Origin of the sequence: Marinomonas colpomeniae (assembly GCF_014803385.1) — a bacterium.
GTDB classification, from domain to species: domain Bacteria; phylum Pseudomonadota; class Gammaproteobacteria; order Pseudomonadales; family Marinomonadaceae; genus Marinomonas; species Marinomonas colpomeniae.
Genome location: NZ_JACYFC010000003.1, coordinates 321599 through 339410 on the forward strand (window position 1 = coordinate 321599; position 17812 = coordinate 339410).

Annotated in this window: 15 protein-coding genes; 7 read left to right on the forward strand and 8 right to left on the reverse strand. The window is 39.9% G+C overall.

All coding sequences use genetic code 11. The annotated features are described in order from the left end of the window. Nucleotides 1-180 precede the first annotated feature (180 nt). Nucleotides 181-2520 carry a bifunctional diguanylate cyclase/phosphodiesterase gene (locus IF202_RS10870; RefSeq protein ID WP_191594921.1) on the forward strand — a complete coding sequence of 780 codons (2340 nt, stop codon included), beginning with the start codon at nt 181-183 and terminating at the stop codon, nt 2518-2520. Between the two features lie 165 nt (nt 2521-2685). On the opposite strand, the gene IF202_RS10875 is transcribed toward IF202_RS10870, so the two are convergent. The 6 genes from IF202_RS10875 to IF202_RS10900 all read right to left on the reverse strand — a co-directional run bounded on the left by IF202_RS10875 (nt 2686) and on the right by IF202_RS10900 (nt 9189). Next, nucleotides 2686-3621 (reverse strand): LysR family transcriptional regulator, encoded by a 936-nt coding sequence (locus IF202_RS10875; RefSeq protein WP_191594922.1) that lies wholly within the window; start codon nt 3619-3621, stop codon nt 2686-2688. Between the two features lie 37 nt (nt 3622-3658). Beyond that, nucleotides 3659-4669, reverse strand: coding sequence for an ABC transporter ATP-binding protein (locus IF202_RS10880; protein ID WP_191594923.1), 1011 nt, complete (start codon nt 4667-4669; stop codon nt 3659-3661). Next, the gene (locus tag IF202_RS10885; RefSeq protein WP_191594924.1) at nt 4666-5667 is read right to left on the reverse strand and encodes an ABC transporter ATP-binding protein; all 1002 of its coding nucleotides are present in this window, start codon (nt 5665-5667) and stop codon (nt 4666-4668) included. Before IF202_RS10885 ends, IF202_RS10880 begins: the two co-directional genes overlap by 4 nt. A gap of 1 nt (nt 5668) precedes the next feature. Beyond that, nucleotides 5669-6607, reverse strand: a complete 939-nt coding sequence (locus tag IF202_RS10890) for an ABC transporter permease (RefSeq protein ID WP_191594925.1) — start codon at nt 6605-6607, stop codon at nt 5669-5671. Continuing rightward, on the reverse strand, nt 6604-7584 hold the full coding sequence (locus tag IF202_RS10895) for an ABC transporter permease (RefSeq protein WP_191594926.1): 981 nt from the start codon (nt 7582-7584) through the stop codon (nt 6604-6606). The genes IF202_RS10890 and IF202_RS10895 overlap by 4 nt, the downstream gene beginning before the upstream one ends. 72 nt (nt 7585-7656) lie before the next feature. Next, nucleotides 7657-9189, reverse strand: coding sequence for an ABC transporter substrate-binding protein (locus IF202_RS10900; protein ID WP_191594927.1), 1533 nt, complete (start codon nt 9187-9189; stop codon nt 7657-7659). Nucleotides 9190-9418: 229 nt separating this feature from the next. Here IF202_RS10900 and IF202_RS10905 point away from each other — a divergent pair, with 229 nt between their 5' ends. The 6 genes from IF202_RS10905 (at nt 9419) to IF202_RS10930 (ending at nt 16010) form a co-directional block, all read left to right on the forward strand. Beyond that, on the forward strand, nt 9419-10018 hold the full coding sequence (locus tag IF202_RS10905) for an acyl carrier protein phosphodiesterase (RefSeq protein WP_191594928.1): 600 nt from the start codon (nt 9419-9421) through the stop codon (nt 10016-10018). A 301-nt stretch (nt 10019-10319) separates the two neighbouring features. Next, nucleotides 10320-11318 (forward strand): ribosome biogenesis GTPase YlqF, encoded by a 999-nt coding sequence (ylqF, locus tag IF202_RS10910; RefSeq protein WP_191594929.1) that lies wholly within the window; start codon nt 10320-10322, stop codon nt 11316-11318. A 32-nt stretch (nt 11319-11350) separates the two neighbouring features. Beyond that, nucleotides 11351-11734 (forward strand): YacL family protein, encoded by a 384-nt coding sequence (locus tag IF202_RS10915; protein ID WP_191594930.1) that lies wholly within the window; start codon nt 11351-11353, stop codon nt 11732-11734. 81 nt (nt 11735-11815) lie between these two features. After that, nucleotides 11816-12433, forward strand: coding sequence for a hypothetical protein (locus IF202_RS10920; RefSeq protein ID WP_191594931.1), 618 nt, complete (start codon nt 11816-11818; stop codon nt 12431-12433). A 108-nt stretch (nt 12434-12541) separates the two neighbouring features. Next, complete coding sequence (locus IF202_RS10925; RefSeq protein ID WP_191594932.1) at nt 12542-14890, forward strand: fatty acid cis/trans isomerase; 2349 nt, start codon at nt 12542-12544, stop codon at nt 14888-14890. 133 nt (nt 14891-15023) lie between these two features. Continuing rightward, nucleotides 15024-16010, forward strand: coding sequence for an LLM class flavin-dependent oxidoreductase (locus tag IF202_RS10930; RefSeq protein ID WP_191594933.1), 987 nt, complete (start codon nt 15024-15026; stop codon nt 16008-16010). A gap of 60 nt (nt 16011-16070) precedes the next feature. On the opposite strand, the gene IF202_RS10935 is transcribed toward IF202_RS10930, so the two are convergent. Then, on the reverse strand, nt 16071-16991 hold the full coding sequence (locus IF202_RS10935; RefSeq protein ID WP_191594934.1) for a lysophospholipid acyltransferase family protein: 921 nt from the start codon (nt 16989-16991) through the stop codon (nt 16071-16073). After that, nucleotides 16984-17715, reverse strand: a complete 732-nt coding sequence (locus IF202_RS10940; protein WP_191594935.1) for a 3-deoxy-D-manno-octulosonic acid kinase — start codon at nt 17713-17715, stop codon at nt 16984-16986. Before IF202_RS10940 ends, IF202_RS10935 begins: the two co-directional genes overlap by 8 nt. Between the last annotated feature and the right edge of the window lie 97 nt (nt 17716-17812).

Sequence of the window (17812 nt, forward strand, 5' to 3'; positions counted from 1 at the left end):
AAAGGCCTGTCTAGTAGAGTAAATAATAAGAGGAGGATAACAGAATTACACAGTAAATACTTTTCTTAACCATTTATTCCGTGTCGGTCAGGTGATTTTTAGGTAAAGTATATAGCTAGTTTTCAGAACGTCGTATTTTACAGACATTTTTTTTATTTTTAACATAATAACGGGCAAATAATGAACTCTTCACGGAGCCATGTGAAAAATAAAAAAATGCATTACATCATACTGGTTGTTGTCTTCCTTTGTGGAGTGGTAACAAGTAGTACGATTTATTTAGAAGAATACAAACATATTCGAACAGTACAAAAAGAAGCTGGTATTCATTTTACTGAAAAATTGCATGATGGCTTATCTCAATACGCCTTAGAGCTTTCATCTATTGCCTCCCTTATACAGTCTAGTAAGGAAGATATTACTCCAGACCATTTTACACGCTACCTTCAAAACCTATCGACTCAATTGAATGCAGGTTTTTATTTTGCACAGTACGTCCCAGCCGATAAAAAAATTGAATATGAGACCAGTCAAAAGCGATTACTAAAAGATGAAAGCTTTGCTATTAGTCCTGAGGGAGAGAGAGCGAGTTATCTTGCGCTTGCGCTTGGTTACCCTGATAAATTGTCTTATGGCTATGATCTCTTAGCACCTGAATATCGCTATGCCGATCTAATTCGTCGTGTACGGACATCATTAGATTATATTTTATCCGAACCAACCCATATCTCATTGCCTGGTTGGAAGTCGAGAACGAGTACAGATACCTTTATCTTAAGGGCGCCTATTTATTTACCCCTTGATGCTCGTTCTTATAAGTTAACTGACAAGTTTGGTTTTCATGGAATAGTTGGTTCTTATTTCAGAATTGATGATTTATTAATGCAAATCGGTCTTTTAAAAAATAGCGACCTATCTTATCGAATAGCCGATGTAAGTGAGGAAGGAGAATCGATTTGGTTTACTAGTTCGTCTTTCGAAGAGTCTGGGTGGGTAGATGGAAAATATGACACGCAAATAATACATTTTTCCGGGCGTGAATGGCGTATAGATACACGTTCTTCAGAAGGCGTTAATGATTTAGTTCATTGGAATACAGTGATTTGGCCTCTTGTTTTGTTTGCCTTTATGGCCTTATTTTTATTTTTTTATACGCAAAAGATATCAGCTGCCTATTATTTCGCCCTCAATTTGCTGAATAAACGGATTGAAACCGATGATCTGACCGGTTTGGCCAGTCGTTATCAGGTTCAAAAGCTTTTAACTGAGTTGATAGAAAAGACTAATGCAGAAGATGGGACTATTGCGACTTTAGTATTGGATTTGGATCACTTCAAAACCATTAATGACGCCTTTGGCCATGAAGTAGGTGATAAGTTATTGGTTAAGGTAGGTCAGCGCCTCAATTCTGTCTTACCAGAAGAAGCTGTTATTGGCTATTTAGGAGGTGATGCATTTGTTGTGTTACTGGCAAGCGGTCATGAACATGATATTCCACATCTTGATATTTTAGCGAAGGAAGTCATTCAGCAAATTAGTCAGAGCTACTTTGTTGATGGACGAGTACTGAATATTGGCTGTTCTATTGGTGTGGCTATGTATCCTGAATTTGGTAAGGATGCTGTGACGCTTATCAAGAACGCCGATATGGCAGTTTATAAAGCGAAAACATTAGGTCGCGCAACCTATCATTTTTATGATGGTGTGATGGGTAAACAGTTTGCGCGTAATGTACGAATAGAGACGCGGTTACGACAAGCGCTATCAGATGGCGAATTTGAACTGCACTTTCAACCTAAAGTAGACATTGTTACTGAGCGTTGTGTTGGTATGGAGGCTTTGCTGCGTTGGGAAGATGCGGAACTCGGCACTGTTTCCCCGGCAGAATTTATACCTATAGCAGAGCAAACAGGTATCATTTTAGCCTTGGGTGAATGGGTGTTTGAACAAGCTTTTCGACATATTGTGGAATGGCAAGAGCAGGGCATTTCTGTACCACCTATCGCAGTTAATTGTTCCGCTGCACAATTAAAACGAGTTGATTTTTTACCAAACCTTTTAGTTCTACTGGATAAATATAAGATTGATCCAGGTTTGTTAGAAATTGAGGTGACTGAATCTATTCTGATTGAAGATGCTGAAGGGTGTGCGGAGCTTTTACGTCAGATCAGCCGCTTAGGTATAAAATTGGCGATTGATGATTTTGGAACGGGTTATTCAAGCTTAAGTTACCTAAAAGATCTTCCTTTTGACTATATTAAGATTGATCAAGTATTCATTCGAGATATTACCGAAGACAGAAACCACGCAGCTTTAACCCATGCCATTATAGTTTTAAGCCACAACTTGCATTTAAAAGTAATCGCCGAAGGTATCACCAATGTCGACCAACTAATTATGTTGCAAGAATTTGGTTGTGATATTGGCCAAGGCTATCTTTTTAGCAAGGCCCTTGGTGCAAACTCAATGGGGACTGATCCAATGATTGTTGCTCTGAATGAGAAAGACTGCCCTGAATAATCGGGCATAAATTGTGCTTTATATAACGGCTAATGGATAAAAATTTCATAAAAAAGAGGACTCAATATGATTATTGACTCCTCTTTTTTTGGGGCGATTTTTTGTAATTAATTCTTTATTTTTACTTCTATAGATTTTAGGTGAAATAGGTTATGAGTGATTTCTCTAAAGAGGGCCGCTACTACGTACTTTGTCTTTTAGTGCTTCCCAAAACTGCGTTAAATTCGGATTCTGATTAAGTTTGGAACGGTATAAACGTATTTCTAACGGAATATTCCAGTTTTCTTCGCCTGCTAAAGCCACTTTCCCATAGTTAAGCGTGTCTTGCATGAGACGTTTTGGAATCCAGCCAATCCCGTAACCTTCTTTTACCATAGCTTTTATGCTGACTGAGTGATAATTCTCAGAAATGGTTTGTAGTTGAGGGACTTCTCTTTGTCTTTGTAAGTGATGATGTATCACAGGTTGTAAGAAAGAGTTTTCATAATAACCAATATAAGGAATCTGCTTTCGTTTCGCGCCTGGTAAAGTGAATTTAGGTTCACCAGAATCATCTGTTGCACTGCACGGAATTAAGGTCTCTTCTGCAATGACTATGTGCTCGTATTGTTCATCATCAATTGCGCGAATAAAGTTAATGGCAGGATGCCAATAGCACAGCATGATGTCGCATTTTTGATCAACCAATGAATTTACAAAGTCGATACCGAGCCAAGAACTAGACTTCATATTAATGTCTAAGTCCATCTCGATATCCTTACAAAATGGTTCAATCACTTCTTTATAGAAACTAAGGAAGAGCGTTTGAGTGGTAACAAAACGCACTTGAGACTCTTCTTCTTGTTTGATTTCTTGGCAGCGCTCTTTTGTGTCTTTTAGCTGTCGAGTAATCAACTCGGCACTTTGTAGGAATACTTCCCCTGCTGGAGTCAAAGACAAAGGCAAGGTATTACGATCTATCAAGGTGACGCGCATCTCTTCTTCGAGCAATTTAATACGTCGACTAAAAGTTGGTTGCGTAACATTTTGCTCGTCTGCCGCACGAGAAAAGTGACGTGTTTTTGCGAGCGCAATAAAGTCTTCAAGCCATCTTATTTCCATGAAACCTCCTGATGCACAGAAGAAGGGAATAGACGTATCATAATCGTCCCTCCTCAATTGCATGGCAGGCAACACTGCTTTCGTCACTTTGCGTTATCATTTCTGGTGATTGGTCATAGCAGCGTTGGTTAGCGTAAGGGCAACGAGCTTGAAATACACAGCCAATAGGTTTTTCTATTGGTGTGGGAACCTCACCGATCAATCGAATAGCTTGCGTTGTGTTGCTGTCTAGGCGAGGAATAGCTGACAGTAAGGCGCGCGTGTAAGGATGTTTAGGATGGTTGAATAATGCGCTCCTTGGCGCTAATTCACAAATTCGCCCTAAATACATTACTGCCACTCGGGTTGCGAAATGTTCAACGACAGCAAGGTCATGAGTAATGAAAAGATAGCTAAGATTCCGCTCCTCTTGCTTATCCATCATAAGATTAAGTACTTGAGCTTGTACTGAGACGTCTAATGCAGATAGAGGCTCATCAGCGACGATGAAGTCAGGGTCTACAGAAAGAGCACGAGCTAAGCTAATACGTTGACGTTGTCCGCCTGAAAACTCATGTGGGTAATGATCCGAACTAGACGCTGAAATACCTACTGATTCCAAAAGTACTTCAACCTTTTCATCAATCTGTGATTGAGATAGTTTTGGATTATGAAAAGAGATAGGTTCACTAAGCGTCTGATATACCGTCATCCTAGGGTTCAAAGACGCATAAGGGTTTTGAAATACCATTTGCATACGACGGCGAAAAGGCATGCGTTGTTGATTGTTTAGATGGTCAATACGTTGATCAAGATAACGTATTTCACCTGAGTCTGGTGATGTTAGCCCCATTATTGTGCGAGCAAGTGTTGATTTACCACAGCCTGTTTCACCAACAATACATAATGTCTCACCTTTATTAATGGTGAGGTTTATGCCGTTTAGTGCATGCACACTGTCTTTTCGTCTTGTTAATTTACCTTGGTGAAAGTGCCATTGTCCAAGCCAGCCTTCATGGGTGGTAAAGGTTTTTTCAAGACCATTGATTTGAATAAGAGGTATCGTCATTTACTTACCTCCTGGTCTTGGTTGGCAAATTCATTGATCATATCTTCAACAAGAAAACAGGCAACGCTAGAAACACCACTATGAATAAAACTTGGCTGTTCTTTTTTACATTTCTCTTTGGCGTAAGGGCAGCGTGGGTGAAAAGCACAGCCTGAAGGCCGTTCTATTAAAGATGGCATACTGCCTTGAATTTGATTTAGGCGCTGTCCAGGCAATGTCATTTGTGGCAGTGCGTTCAATAAACCTTGAGTGTAGGGGTGTTGAGGATCATTGATTATTTCCAGTGTTGGACCTTCTTCAACAATACGACCTGCGTACATTACTAGGGTACGTTCTGCGACTTTAGATACCACACCAAGGTCATGGCTAATCAATACCAGTGCTACGCCATTGTCTCTGCAAATAGCTAAAAGTAATTGTAATATTTCCGCTTGAATGGTCACATCCAATGCCGTTGTTGGCTCATCGGCAATAATGATATCTGGATTAAGTAATAAAACAGCTGCAATGATAACGCGTTGCCTCATACCACCAGACAGCTCGTGAGGATATTGATCAAATCGCCTTTCCGGCGACGCTATTTGCACATGATTAAGTTTTTCAATGGCAATGTTGCGTGCATCTTTATATGAGATTTTTGTGTGACTTCTAATGGTTTCGACTAATTGAGCGCCAATGGTTATAACAGGGTTAAGCGTCATCATTGGGTCTTGAAATATCATCGCGATACGCTTGCCACGAACTTCTTGTAGTTGGCGCAAGTTCATCTTTGTCAGCTCATCATTTTCCAACCTAATAGAGCCTGAATGGATGTAACCCGGTTTGCCAATTAGGTTGACAATCGAAAAGCCTAATACGGATTTTCCTGCGCCAGACTCTCCAACAATAGCGATGCGCTCTCCACGATTTAATGTAAAGCTCACATCAATAAGTGCTGCTAATTCTTGCGCTTTGGTGTGGAAGTTGACATGTAAGTTAGTGACGCTTAAAAGGTTCATATTAGTCTTTATACACCTTTGGATTAAGGTGATCGCGCAGCCAATCTCCCAATAGGTTCATTGCCAAAATTAATATGATTAAGGTGACACTTGGGATAACGCAAATCCACCATGAACCCGCAAACATATACGCCATTCCTTCCGCTATAAGAGAGCCAAGGGAGGGTTCTGTTGATGGCATACCTAGCCCTAAAAAAGATAAGGCTGCTTCAGCGACAATCGCGTTGGCAATCTGGACGGTAAAAATAACAAGAATAGGAGATAAGGTGTTTGGCAAAATATGACGAAACATAATGCGTTTAGAGCTAATGCCCATGACTCTTGCTGCATCAACATATTCTTGCTGTTTTTCCGCCAATACAGAGGCGCGAACAGTCCTTGCAAAAAGTGGCCACTCAGTTAAGCCAATAACCAAAATAAGAATAACCATGGCGAGTTGCTGATACATGGCGATACCAAATAGAGATTGGAAAATGGCAAGGAATACAATCGCCACCATCATATTTGAAAAAGACAATTGAATATCGGCACAACGCATTAAGAAATTATCAATCCGGCCGCCTAAATATCCAGCTATAAGTCCAATGCAAATGCCTAATGTGGCTTGTATTAAAACGGCACATATTCCAATAGTGAGCGATAGGCGCGTGCCATATAAAATAACAGATAATAAATCTCTGCCTTGTGCGTCTGTCCCTAATAAGAATCGATAATCGTGGCTAATCCAACTGGGTGCGATTTCAGAATTCATAAGATCCATAAACGCAGGATCGTCTATATCAAAAGGAGCAAGCAAAGGAGCTAAAAGCGAGATAGCACAATAAAAAAGGAAAATTAATAATGCTAAGACAGCTAGTTTATCTCCTATAAAACCTGACCAAATGTGGTTCCAGCGATCGCCTGAAATAGGGTGGGTAAGATCTTTCTTGTTGTATTTCATATCCCGTGGCTCGCTAAACGTACAGTAGGATTCACTAAACCGTACACTAGATCAACCAAGGTATTGGTCATCACAAACATACCACCAACCACTATTAGATAAGCAGAAATAAGAGGCGTATCAACTCGGCTAACAGCGTCCATGAATAAAAACCCCATGCCGGGCCATTGGAATATAGTTTCTGTCAATATGGTATAAGCCACTAGCGTACCAGCTTGAATACCCCCAACCGTAATAATAGGGAGCATGGTATTTTTGAGCGCGTGAATAAAGTAAATTCGAGGCGTAGATAGACCTTTTGACCAAGCAAAACGAATATATTCAGATTGTAGTACTTCCATCATCTCTGCTCGAATTAAACGTATAAATATTGGCATTAAAGCAATGGCTAGAGACAAGCTAGGAAGGAGTAAATGGCTTAAGCCATCTTTGGTAAAAAGGCCGCTTTCCCACAAGCCTAATATTTCAGTCGTTTCGCCACGGCCAAAGCTGGGGGCGACGTTCCATTCGATAGAAAAAAAATACACCATGAAAATGGCTACTATGAAAATAGGCACAGATAGACCAATGGAACTAACGATCATTATTAACCGTGAAATAGGATTTTTGGGTTTAATAGCAGCTAGTACACCACAAGGCGTCGCGACAAAAATAATAAGTAAAATAGCACAAAAAGCGAGTTCTAAAGTAGCTGGCACTTTTTGGAAAATGACTTCTAAAACGGGTTTTTTATAATAAAAGGAAGTGCCAAGATCGCCTTGAACTGCTTTTTTGGCAAATCGCCAATATTGGTTAATAAAGTTATCGTTTAGCCCTAAGCTTTCACGTAATTGGTTACGTTCATCTTGCGACGCCGTAACACTAACCATTTGTTGTATTGGGTCGCCTAAATTGCCTTGTATTGCAAAGCTGATCACACTGATGATGATCATAACAAAACAAGCCTGAATCAATCGACGAAGTAAGAAAATCAGCATTGGTTGATTTTATTTCCACTTGATTTTTGAGTAATGCTCTTTGAATAAAAGTTAGCAAAGAGTTCGTTGTATCTATTCGTCTTCAATGACTAAGTCCCCTAAATAGGGATAGTTCTGGTCGTTGACTATGTCTTGTATTCGTACTTTGTTTTTTGCAGCCCAAGTAAGTTGTTGCCAATATAAGGGCACAACTACAGAATCATTATAAACGGCTTGCTCAATTTGTTGGAGAAGGCGAATGCGTCTTTCTGGGTTCATTTCACGATTTGCCTGTTTAATATTCTCGTCAATGCTGTGGTTGCAATACTCACTGGCGTTGTAAGCCCCAAAACCAGTTTCAACATCTTGGCACGCAATAATAAATTCAAATAGATTATTCGAATCCATGGTGTCTGATAACCAACCAAGCATCATTATATCTGCAGTTTTATTATTGAACTCTTTAAAATATTGCGCTTTAGGGAGTGTCTTTAAATCGACTGTTATGTTGATTCTTGCCAACATCGCAGAGATTGCTTGAGCTATTTTTTCATCATTGAGATAACGATTATTTGGCGCCATCATACTAATGCGAAAGCCTTTTTCATAACCGGCTTCTTTCATTAACTCTAGGGCTTTGGCTAGGTCATATTCTGGTTTTAAATTCTTGACGTAACCAAGAAAACGATCGGAGCTTAATTGTCCTGCTGGAGTCGCATACCCTTTTTGTATTTTTTCGACTATTAAAGACTGATTAATGGCTAAGTTTATGGCTTTTCTTACTCTAATATCTTGAAATTCTTCTCGCCTGTTTTGATTCATATGAAGTAATAAAATGCGGGTGCTGGGAAGTGTTACTACCTGAATGCCTGATGCTCTTTTAGTACGCTCAATATCGATAGGTGAAATAGGGAATATGAAATCTACATCACCAGAAAGAAGGGCGGCAAGTCTAGTGGAGTCAGCACGTATTGGTGTCAATATAATCTGATCAACATTGCCAACAGATTTAGTGTCCCAATATGCAGGGCTTCTTTTAAGCTCCATCCGGCTGCCTAATTCTCTACTGACTAATGTGAAAGGTCCAGTTCCCGAGACATTACGAGACGCGAATGTTTCACCATATTTAATAATTTGATCTTGATCTTTATAAAAAGTTTTATCCATCGGAAAAACATACGTCATGATGTTAAGTAACAATGGGTTTGGCGTCGTAGCATGAACGTCAATCGTATAGTCGTCTATAATTGAAGTAGAGTCGATTGTGTCGAACATAGCACGAAAATCGGGCGAGATTTTTAGTCGGTTAATGGTGTAGGCGACATCATTGGCAGAAAATTTATTTCCAGAATGAAAGGTGACGTTTTGACGCAAGTAGAAGCGTATTGTACGCGAATCTAGACGCTGCCATTTTGTAGCAAGACGAGATTCAAATTGACCCTGTTTGTTCCATCTTAATAATGGATCAAACACAAGATGTGAAAATTGTAATGTCCCTTCAGATAGATGTTCATGAGGATCTAATGAAATAGGGTCAGCATTAAACGCCATTCTTAAGGTGCTTGCTGATGCCTTACTTAATAAAAGCAGAGCCAAGCAGCCGGCTATCATGACTTTTATATTCATTTACTAAGGCCTTTTTGATTCTTTGGATGGAATAAGTATCTATCATGAGAGTAATGGTATTGTTGATAATAAATCAATTGCTCGCTTACACATTTAATTCTGACCGTATAGATAGCCAGCTATTTTTACAAATAAATGAGTAAAAAGACAGTAAGATGGTTTTATTTAGGCACATAGTGTCGTGATTTGTGTTTTATTTAAAAGTCAAAATTTAATGATATAGGTATCTATGAATTATTTCGCTCATCTCCATATAGCCTCTATAACCAATACCTCTTGGGTTGGTAATTTACTTGGCGATTTTCCTGTTGATGTGAATAGTTTAGAGCCTGATTTATTCGCTGGGTGGCGTTTACATCAGCAAGTAGATGTTATGGTAGATCAACATGTAGCCAGTGTGGCTTTTCGTTCTATACCACGTAAAGGTCGTCGCCGATTTTCTGGCATCATTCAAGACATAGCTATGGATTATTGGTTGATACAATACTGGGAGAAATTTAGTTCTGTTCCTTTAACTGTTTTTTGTGAGCAGGCAGTGTCAGGTTTGGTAATGGATAAAAATCGCAGTCCTGAACGGTTAGCCAATATGATTAGTTCCCTAGAAGGAAGTAATTGGCTGTCAAGTTTAGGGACGTTAGATGGTGTTGATAGAGCGATTCATTCAATCATGAGGCGTTGGCGTCATGGTAAGCACTTACAGGATTTTGTAGATGATTTACCGAATGTAATTGAGCAGGCCGAGCAGCCATTTTTACTTTTATATCCAGATTTACTAGATTTTGTAGACCAAGAAATGAAAAAAGCCGAGGTCACACACAACCCCGGCTAAATGGACCTATGTTCGATCCGATCTAGAGAACAACCAAATAAGCATCAAGTTAGGTGCAGATTCCTTTCTTGAACTTAGATGGAGGAGTGAGTATAGGTATTTTATGCTTGGTCTCATTGATTTAAGTCAGAGTTGATCCAATCAATGGGATAAAAGCCTTGTTCATATTTGGTGGTATTGAAACCGATAGAGTATTTTCTCTATCTTACTTCTAACTTGTGGTAGAATCCGCCACCGAAAAAACTTGGTCGTATTCGATCATAACTTTGATCGTGTTGATCATAATAATAGGGGGAGTTAGGTGGGCGTTCAGTGGTATCCAGGGCACATGAACAAGGCGCGTCGAGAAATCGAAGAAGTCATGACGCAAGTGGATATAGTCATCGAAGTATTAGATGCCCGTATTCCTGATTCCAGTCAAAACCCAATGCTAAATACACTGCGAGGTGATGTTCCTGTACTTCGCCTTTTAAATAAAAAAGACTTAGCTGACAAGGCTCGCCTAGATTTATGGCTTGAGCATTGGCGTGGTAGTGATGGTATTTTGGCTCATCCATTTTCTACGCTAGATAAGTCCGATGTTTCAAAAATCAGCCAATGGGTTAGTCAAATGGTGCCTCATCGAGGTTCTGCTGAAAAACCGATTCGTGCCATGATTGCGGGTATTCCGAACGTCGGGAAATCCAGTTTGATGAATGCTTTGTTGGGGCGTCGTGTGGCAAAGGTCGGTGATGAACCTGCTGTGACTAAATCTCAACAAAAACTCAAAGTAACGAATGGTTTTCAAATACTCGATACACCAGGGATTTTGTGGCCAAAAATTGAAAATCCAGATGCTAGCTATCGTTTAGCGGTAACCGGTGCTGTACGTGCCACTGCTATCGATTATGAAGATGTTGCGTTGGTGGGTTTGAAGTTTTTCATGTCTGATTATTTAGAAGAATTGACGACACGTTATAAATTAAAAGACGTGACGGCCGATTCTGAACCTTATGATGTGTTAAAAATAATTGGATCTAAGCGCGGTGCGCTACGGTCTGGTGGTAAGGTTGAGATGCATAAAGCGGCAGAAGTATTTTTACATGATGTAAGAACCGGTGCTATTGGTGCTTATATCATGGAAACGCCTGCGATGATTGCCCATGAAGAACAGTTAGTGGAAGACGCGAAGGCGGCAAAAGAAGCGAAAAGGTTGGCAAAAATAGCCGCCGCGGTTCCTCAACGTCAGCAAGCCAGTAATCGTAATTACGTACGAAAAAACGAACACAATACTCAATCTGAAGAAACACCGAAAGATTAAAATACAGATGACAATCAGTGAGGTTCACGGTCATGGATTATGAAATTGCCTTTGATCAGGACGAAAATGCATACCGCATTTATGCCGGATATGAATTTGCAGCGATAGGTGAATGGATCTCTGAATATGTAAGAGATCTAGAGAGTATACAGCGTGTATTAATAGCGGCTCGTTTAGCTGAGACTGAAAAAGAAACAACGGAATTTAAACATGGCCCTTTCACTGTCATTTTAAGTGAAGAGGGTATTTCTGTTACTCGACAAGTGGATATGGATTCGGCAGAAGAAGAAATAAAAGCCATGTTTGATTCTCAGGAAAGTTTTTATCAAACATCGACGGATGGTATTCAATCAGAATGCGGTTTAGAAGATTTGATTAATATGATCGAAAACTGGCATGAAGTACTGCAGTCGTAATGACTACAGTAGTTGTTCCTTACGCTGGGTGGGTTTACACTAGTGTATGTTTTAATTTTTTGTTTTTTTTAGGGAGCCGATATGCTCATCGAATTGGAAAAAGCCCGTACTCGAAATAATGTTGTTCGCATTTTTCGTGAAGAGTTGGATGGACCAGAAAGTTGGACTGACGGCTTTGTTATTGCGGCTAACGAAGAGATGGTTTTGCTTCAATTAGTGGATGACAGTATTCGCCTTAATGGTTACCAGGTTTTATTCTTGGAAGATATTAGTGATTTTGCACATCCTGCTCCCTTTAATGATTTTCAGAAAAAAGTGCTATCTCTGCGTGGTGAAGAAGTTGCTGACCCAGAAGTCGATCTAGAAGATCTAGCTGTTTTGCTGATTGATATTAGTGAGGAGTTTGGATTGGTTACGCTTCACCGTGAAGAAATAGAACCAGATAGCTGTGAAATAGGCCGTGTTGTTCGTGCTGATGCAGTAACGTATGAGCTTGAAGAAATCGGCTCAGATGCCCGTTGGTTTGATAGCACGTTTGAGTATGATTTATATGACATTACTCGTATTGAATTTGGTGGTGCTTACGAAGATGCCTTGATGTTGGCTAACGAAGACATGGGAGATGATGCTTTTGAGTTATCTGATGAATATCCAGATGATCTTGATAGCATTATTGAAGACGATCCTGATTTAAAATAAGTTCTTCAAGCAATTCACCATATAAAAAAACGCCTTAATTGGCGTTTTTTTATATGCTTATTATGAAATACTTAACGAACAGAATAAATATATAAAGAGTCTCCTTTTATGTCTCGATGGATAGCCCTAGTTTTTGTCTTCTTACTGGTTTCTGGCTGTGCGGCCTACGCTACTCATCAATTTGATTCTGTCTTTGGCTCCGAGAACACAGCAAATCGTGTGAGTGGCACTGTTGAAAGTGAGTCCGAATTTTATAATGAAGAAGTGAAGCCTATTTTAGATAATCGCTGTGTGTCTTGTCATGCCTGTTACGATGCGCCCTGCCAGTTAAAATTGACAGCATCGGGAGGGATTGAGCGAGGTGGTTCAAAAGATCTGGTTTATGATGGTACCCGTTTACTGGCTGCTACACCTACGCGACTATTTATCGATGGAAAAACCACAGATGACTGGAGGGCCAAGGGCTTTCATCCGGTTTTAAATGAACGAGGACAATCACCTTCCGCAAATCTACAAGGCAGTATTTTATACAGGGCTATTGCCTTACGTAAACAACAAGGCGCTTTTACTCAGCCTGTTCTATCAGATGATTATGATTTTTCGCTGGCTCGAGATCAGCAATGCTCTAGTGTTGAGGAATATAGTCAGTTTGAAAAAAACTATCCTAATTGGGGTATGCCATATGGTCTGCCTGCATTAAATGAAAAAGAATACGATGTATTGACTCGTTGGTTAGCGAAAGGTGGAAAGATGCCAGCGTCGGCAGTCCTTCCTGCTGAGCTTCAAAAACAAGTGGTGCTATGGGAATCACGATTAAATGGTGATGACCTTAAAAAACAGCTAATTTTGCGTTATATCTATGAACATTTGTTCTTATACAGTTTATATCTTGATGATGGTGAAGCATTTCGTTTTCATTTAGTGCGATCTAAAACACCGCCGGGTGAACCGATAGATCGAATCGCCACGCGCCGTCCTTATGATGATCCTGGTGTAGATCGCATTTATTATCGACTTTGGCCTGACCCAGAAGTAAAGGTGCAGAAAAACCATATTCCTATGCAATTGGATGAGGCGCGTTACGCCCGTTGGCAATCCTATTTTTATGGTGAGGATTATCATGTAACAAAAGATCCGGGTTATGCGCCAGAGGTCGCGACAAATCCATTTAAAGCGTTTCGAGAAATTCCTGCGAATGCCCGTTATCGCTTCTTATTAGATCATTCTCAAAATACTATTATGGCGTTTATAAAAGGGCCTGTGTGTCGTGGGCAAGTGGCTGTCAACGTTATTAATGAGCAATTTTGGGTCTATTTCGTGACTCCTGAAGTGGCTTATAACAAAAGTTCTGCGGAACTTTTAGAGAAGCAAATTAAGAGATTAGATTTGCCTGCCATTGAATCTAGTAATGCTTTGCCATTAGCGTCTTTGGTTACTTTTTCTGAACAACAAAAAACTTATTTGTCTGCAAAGGCGAAGTTAATTGAAAGTGAACGTGGCAGGGCTGTTCCACTTGGACTCAATTTGATTTGGGACGGAGATGGTAATAATCCTAATGCTGCACTGACTATTTTTCGACATTTTGACAATGCTTCTGTTGTGAAAGGCATGGTAGGACAGCATCCTAAAACAGCTTGGGTGATTGACTATCCATTGCTAGAGCGTATTCATTATTTGCTGGTGGCGGGCTTTGATGTGTTTGGTAACGTAGGTCATCAGTTAGTCACTCGCTTATATATGGATTTTTTACGTATGGAAGGTGAGATGAATTTCTTACTGTTATTACCAAAGGAAGACAGAGAAAATATTAGAAAATTTTGGTACCGAGATGCTAGTCAACAGATTAAAGATTATATTTTTAACGACTTGATTAAAGTCAATCGTGAATCTCATGTTGTTTACAAAACAAACGACCATCAAGGTGAGTTGTATGAAAAATTGCGAACCAAATTAGCTAAGGTTTTGGATCATGGTTACGATTTAGAGCAAAGTAAGTTATCCAGTGAAAATGTCGCAGCCTTGTATCAACTCCAAAGAACACGTGGTGGTGGTTTGGTGTATTTACCAAATGTCATTACAGTATTAGTCACTGAGAAAGGCGTGCCATTGGAAGTTATTAGTGTGATACATAATAAAGCGCACTCCAATATATCGAGTTTACTCGATGAAGCAGCAGCACGATTACCAGAAGAAGATGATATTACCTTAGTTAAAGGTGTGTTAGGTGATTATCCAAATGCTTTTATGCGAGTCGAAGAAGACGAATTGTTGGATTGGACTAAGCAAATAGCCTCCCTAAAAACTAAGGAGGATTATACAGAACTGCTCAATCATTTTGGTATTCGTCGAACACATCCTGATTTTTGGTTTGTGAGCGATTCTATTGCGAACCTAAACAAACAAGATCGTCCGAGAGAAAGTGGTATTTTGGATTATAACCGCTTAGAAAATAGATAAAAGTGAAGGCATGTAGGTCGCTGACATTTACGCTTCTGCATTTCCTGCAATCTTCAGTACTTGCATCTTTGATGAATGAGCCCAAATATTAAAACATAGATTTTATTATTTAGTTTATTGTCAGGTAAATATTATGGTTCCTCTTTCTCTTCTTGATTTAGCACCCGTTGCCGAAGGTTATTCTGTTGCAGATTCTTTGGTGATGAGTCGTCGAATGGCGATAGCTGCCGAAGAAAATGATTATTTACGTTTCTGGTTGGCTGAGCATCATGGAATGGCGGGAGTGGCTAGTTCTGCGACTTCTGTTGTTCTATCTCACCTTGGTGCTGCAACCTCGACAATTCGTCTTGGTTCAGGTGGTGTTATGCTACCTAATCATTCTCCCTTGGTAATAGCTGAGCAGTTTGGTACTTTGGCTGAGCTCTACCCTGATCGTATTGATTTGGGGTTAGGGCGAGCACCAGGTACGGACATGCAAACAGCACGAGCACTACGACGAAATATGAATGCCTCCGTTGATAATTACCCAGAAGACGTTTTAGAGTTACAGCGTTTGCTTGATAGTGGTGATAATGGTGTGATTTCGGTTCCAGGGTTGGGTACTAAGGTTCCTCTTTGGATGCTTGGATCTAGTTTGTACAGTGCTCAAGTCGCGGCAGAATTTGGTTTGCCTTATTCGTTTGCCTCCCATTTTGCACCTGATCAACTTATCCAGGCGCTTACTTTATATCGTCGTAATTTCAAACCTTCAGAGCAAAGTGATAAGCCTCATACTATGGCTGGCGTTATGGCTGTTGTCGCAGATACCGATGAAGAGGCTAAATATTTATTTACTTCAGCTCAGCAACAGTTTCTCAATTTACGGCGTAATCGTAACGTTCCATTCCCTAAACCTGTAGATTCAATGGGTAGTATTTGGTCACCGAGTGAAAAAAATATGGTCGAGCATATGTTGCAATATGCCGTGGTTGGGTCTAAATCGTCGGTGGCCTTTCAACTGTCGCGCTTTGTCGATATTACCAAGGTTGATGAGCTGATTGTTTCTATGCCAATTCATAATCCTGAAGAACGATTGAAGTCGTTACGTTTGATGGCAGGGGTTCGGGATAGTATTGCTTAAACGATTTTATCAGAGTGAAAAAAGCCACAGGAAGTATTTTTCTTCATGTGGCTTTTAAATTTAATAAGGAGAAGAATCTCCTTCAATAGGTTGAGTCTTAAAACGTCGGTGAGCCCAGAAATACTGTTCCTTCTTAGGTTCTATAGCTTGTTCCATTAGCTTATTCATAATAGTGGCATTTTCAACATCGTTGCCTGTTGGGAAGTTTTCTACTTCTGTAAAAATTAGCTTATAACCATTTTTTGTACGACCGTAATCATAAAGAACAACAGGTGCATTTGTCATTTTAGCTATTCTACCAATGTGCGCTATAGTCGCGCATTCACGGCCATAAAAAGGCGCAAAAACAGAATCTGGGCGACCATAATCTTGGTCAACCGCATACCAAACTGCCTTATTTTGTTTAAGTGATTTTAGTACTTCACGCATGTTTCTACGCTCAATTGTTTTGCTGAAAAGTATTTTACGCTGACGCTCCATTACCCAGTTCATTACAGGATTACGCTGCAATTTATAGATTGGGTGGACATCTAAAATACGTGGTACTTGGCTTCCACAAATATCGAGAGACGAAAAATGACCACTGATTAAAACGCAACCTCGACCTTTTTCAAGTACTCGCTTAATAACATCCTCACCTTCAAATCTAATACGTGATGCGAATTTGTTCTTGTTTTGAAACCAAGAAGCGAACGTTTCTAAAAGCCCTTTTCCCATGCTCTCGAAATGTTCCTTAGTGAGTTGCTTTCTCTCCATTCCTGTCATTTCTGGAAAGCAAATTTTAAAGTTTACATCGCAAATTTTTCGGCGTCTTGGCGAGACAGAATATAAGGCTCGGCCTACTAAAGCGCCAAAGGTTTGTAGCATCGACCAAGGAAGGAAACTAATTAAGTAAGCTATTCCCATACCAATCCAAGATAACCAATGCTTTGGCCCAATGTAGGATGTAATGCTTGTATCCAATGTGCTTTTTTTAGCCATGATATCCCTCCAAGAAAGCCTGCCATTGTTTACTTGATACATGGAAGTTTGCGTGGTTCTTGGACTCTTTGTCTAGTGATCGTTTTAATCGATCAATATTGGATTGCACCCATTTTGAGTTGGGCTCTCTTTGTTCACACTTATCAAAGTCTATAACCCAGATCTTATTTTGGCTGTCTATCATGATGTTATGACAGTTAAGGTCTGAATGGTAAATGCCATTGTCATGGAAACGTTTGACAACTTTACCTATTTCTTGCCATGGGATTTGATCTCTTTTAATACTTTTGATTATATCAAATAGATCTTCTGCATCTTCGATAGTTTCTGTTAATAGTGTGGCTTGGTAGAAACCTTTATTGACTGAGTAGCTTCCTGCAATAGGTTTTGGGACAGGAAGACCCAGCGCATTCATATGTTCTAATAGGCTGAGCTCAAGCCATGGACGTGTTTTTTCTTGACCCGTGAATAAGAAAGAACTTTTATTAAATTTACCGACTAAACCGCCTCGACGGTAGCGACGAATAACAAACTGTCCAAATAAGCTATTGATAAACCAAACTTCACCACGGCCTGCCCCTGTTCCTAATAACGTTTTTCCAGTGCCTATTGGTGCTTTTTGTAATCGCCAAAACTCAGGATCAAACCATGAGCTTGTTAACGGTTTTGTTTGATCGCTTATTAATAGCGCTGCATTGGGCGATATGTTGATGATTTGTGGCATGTTACTCGCTTTATATGGTGTTCTGTCTAATGACTATAAATTAGGACACATTCTAGAGTGTCTATTCTATAATACTAGCTGAGTTTAAGCAGCACTA

Excerpts from the sequence above, each read along its gene's own strand:
- IF202_RS10940 (WP_191594935.1), bottom strand. The coding sequence starts at position 17,715 with ATGCCACAAATCATCAACATATCGCCCAATGCAGCGCTATTAATAAGC.
- IF202_RS10925 (WP_191594932.1), top strand. The coding sequence starts at position 12,542 with ATGTCTCGATGGATAGCCCTAGTTTTTGTCTTCTTACTGGTTTCTGGC.
- IF202_RS10930 (WP_191594933.1), top strand. The coding sequence starts at position 15,024 with ATGGTTCCTCTTTCTCTTCTTGATTTAGCACCCGTTGCCGAAGGTTAT.
- IF202_RS10905 (WP_191594928.1), top strand. The coding sequence starts at position 9,419 with ATGAATTATTTCGCTCATCTCCATATAGCCTCTATAACCAATACCTCT.
- IF202_RS10875 (WP_191594922.1), bottom strand. The coding sequence starts at position 3,621 with ATGGAAATAAGATGGCTTGAAGACTTTATTGCGCTCGCAAAAACACGT.
- IF202_RS10895 (WP_191594926.1), bottom strand. The coding sequence starts at position 7,584 with ATGCTGATTTTCTTACTTCGTCGATTGATTCAGGCTTGTTTTGTTATG.
- IF202_RS10900 (WP_191594927.1), bottom strand. The coding sequence starts at position 9,189 with ATGAATATAAAAGTCATGATAGCCGGCTGCTTGGCTCTGCTTTTATTA.
- IF202_RS10880 (WP_191594923.1), bottom strand. The coding sequence starts at position 4,669 with ATGACGATACCTCTTATTCAAATCAATGGTCTTGAAAAAACCTTTACC.
- IF202_RS10870 (WP_191594921.1), top strand. The coding sequence starts at position 181 with ATGAACTCTTCACGGAGCCATGTGAAAAATAAAAAAATGCATTACATC.
- IF202_RS10885 (WP_191594924.1), bottom strand. The coding sequence starts at position 5,667 with ATGAACCTTTTAAGCGTCACTAACTTACATGTCAACTTCCACACCAAA.
- IF202_RS10915 (WP_191594930.1), top strand. The coding sequence starts at position 11,351 with ATGGATTATGAAATTGCCTTTGATCAGGACGAAAATGCATACCGCATT.
- IF202_RS10920 (WP_191594931.1), top strand. The coding sequence starts at position 11,816 with ATGCTCATCGAATTGGAAAAAGCCCGTACTCGAAATAATGTTGTTCGC.
- IF202_RS10935 (WP_191594934.1), bottom strand. The coding sequence starts at position 16,991 with ATGGCTAAAAAAAGCACATTGGATACAAGCATTACATCCTACATTGGG.
- IF202_RS10890 (WP_191594925.1), bottom strand. The coding sequence starts at position 6,607 with ATGAAATACAACAAGAAAGATCTTACCCACCCTATTTCAGGCGATCGC.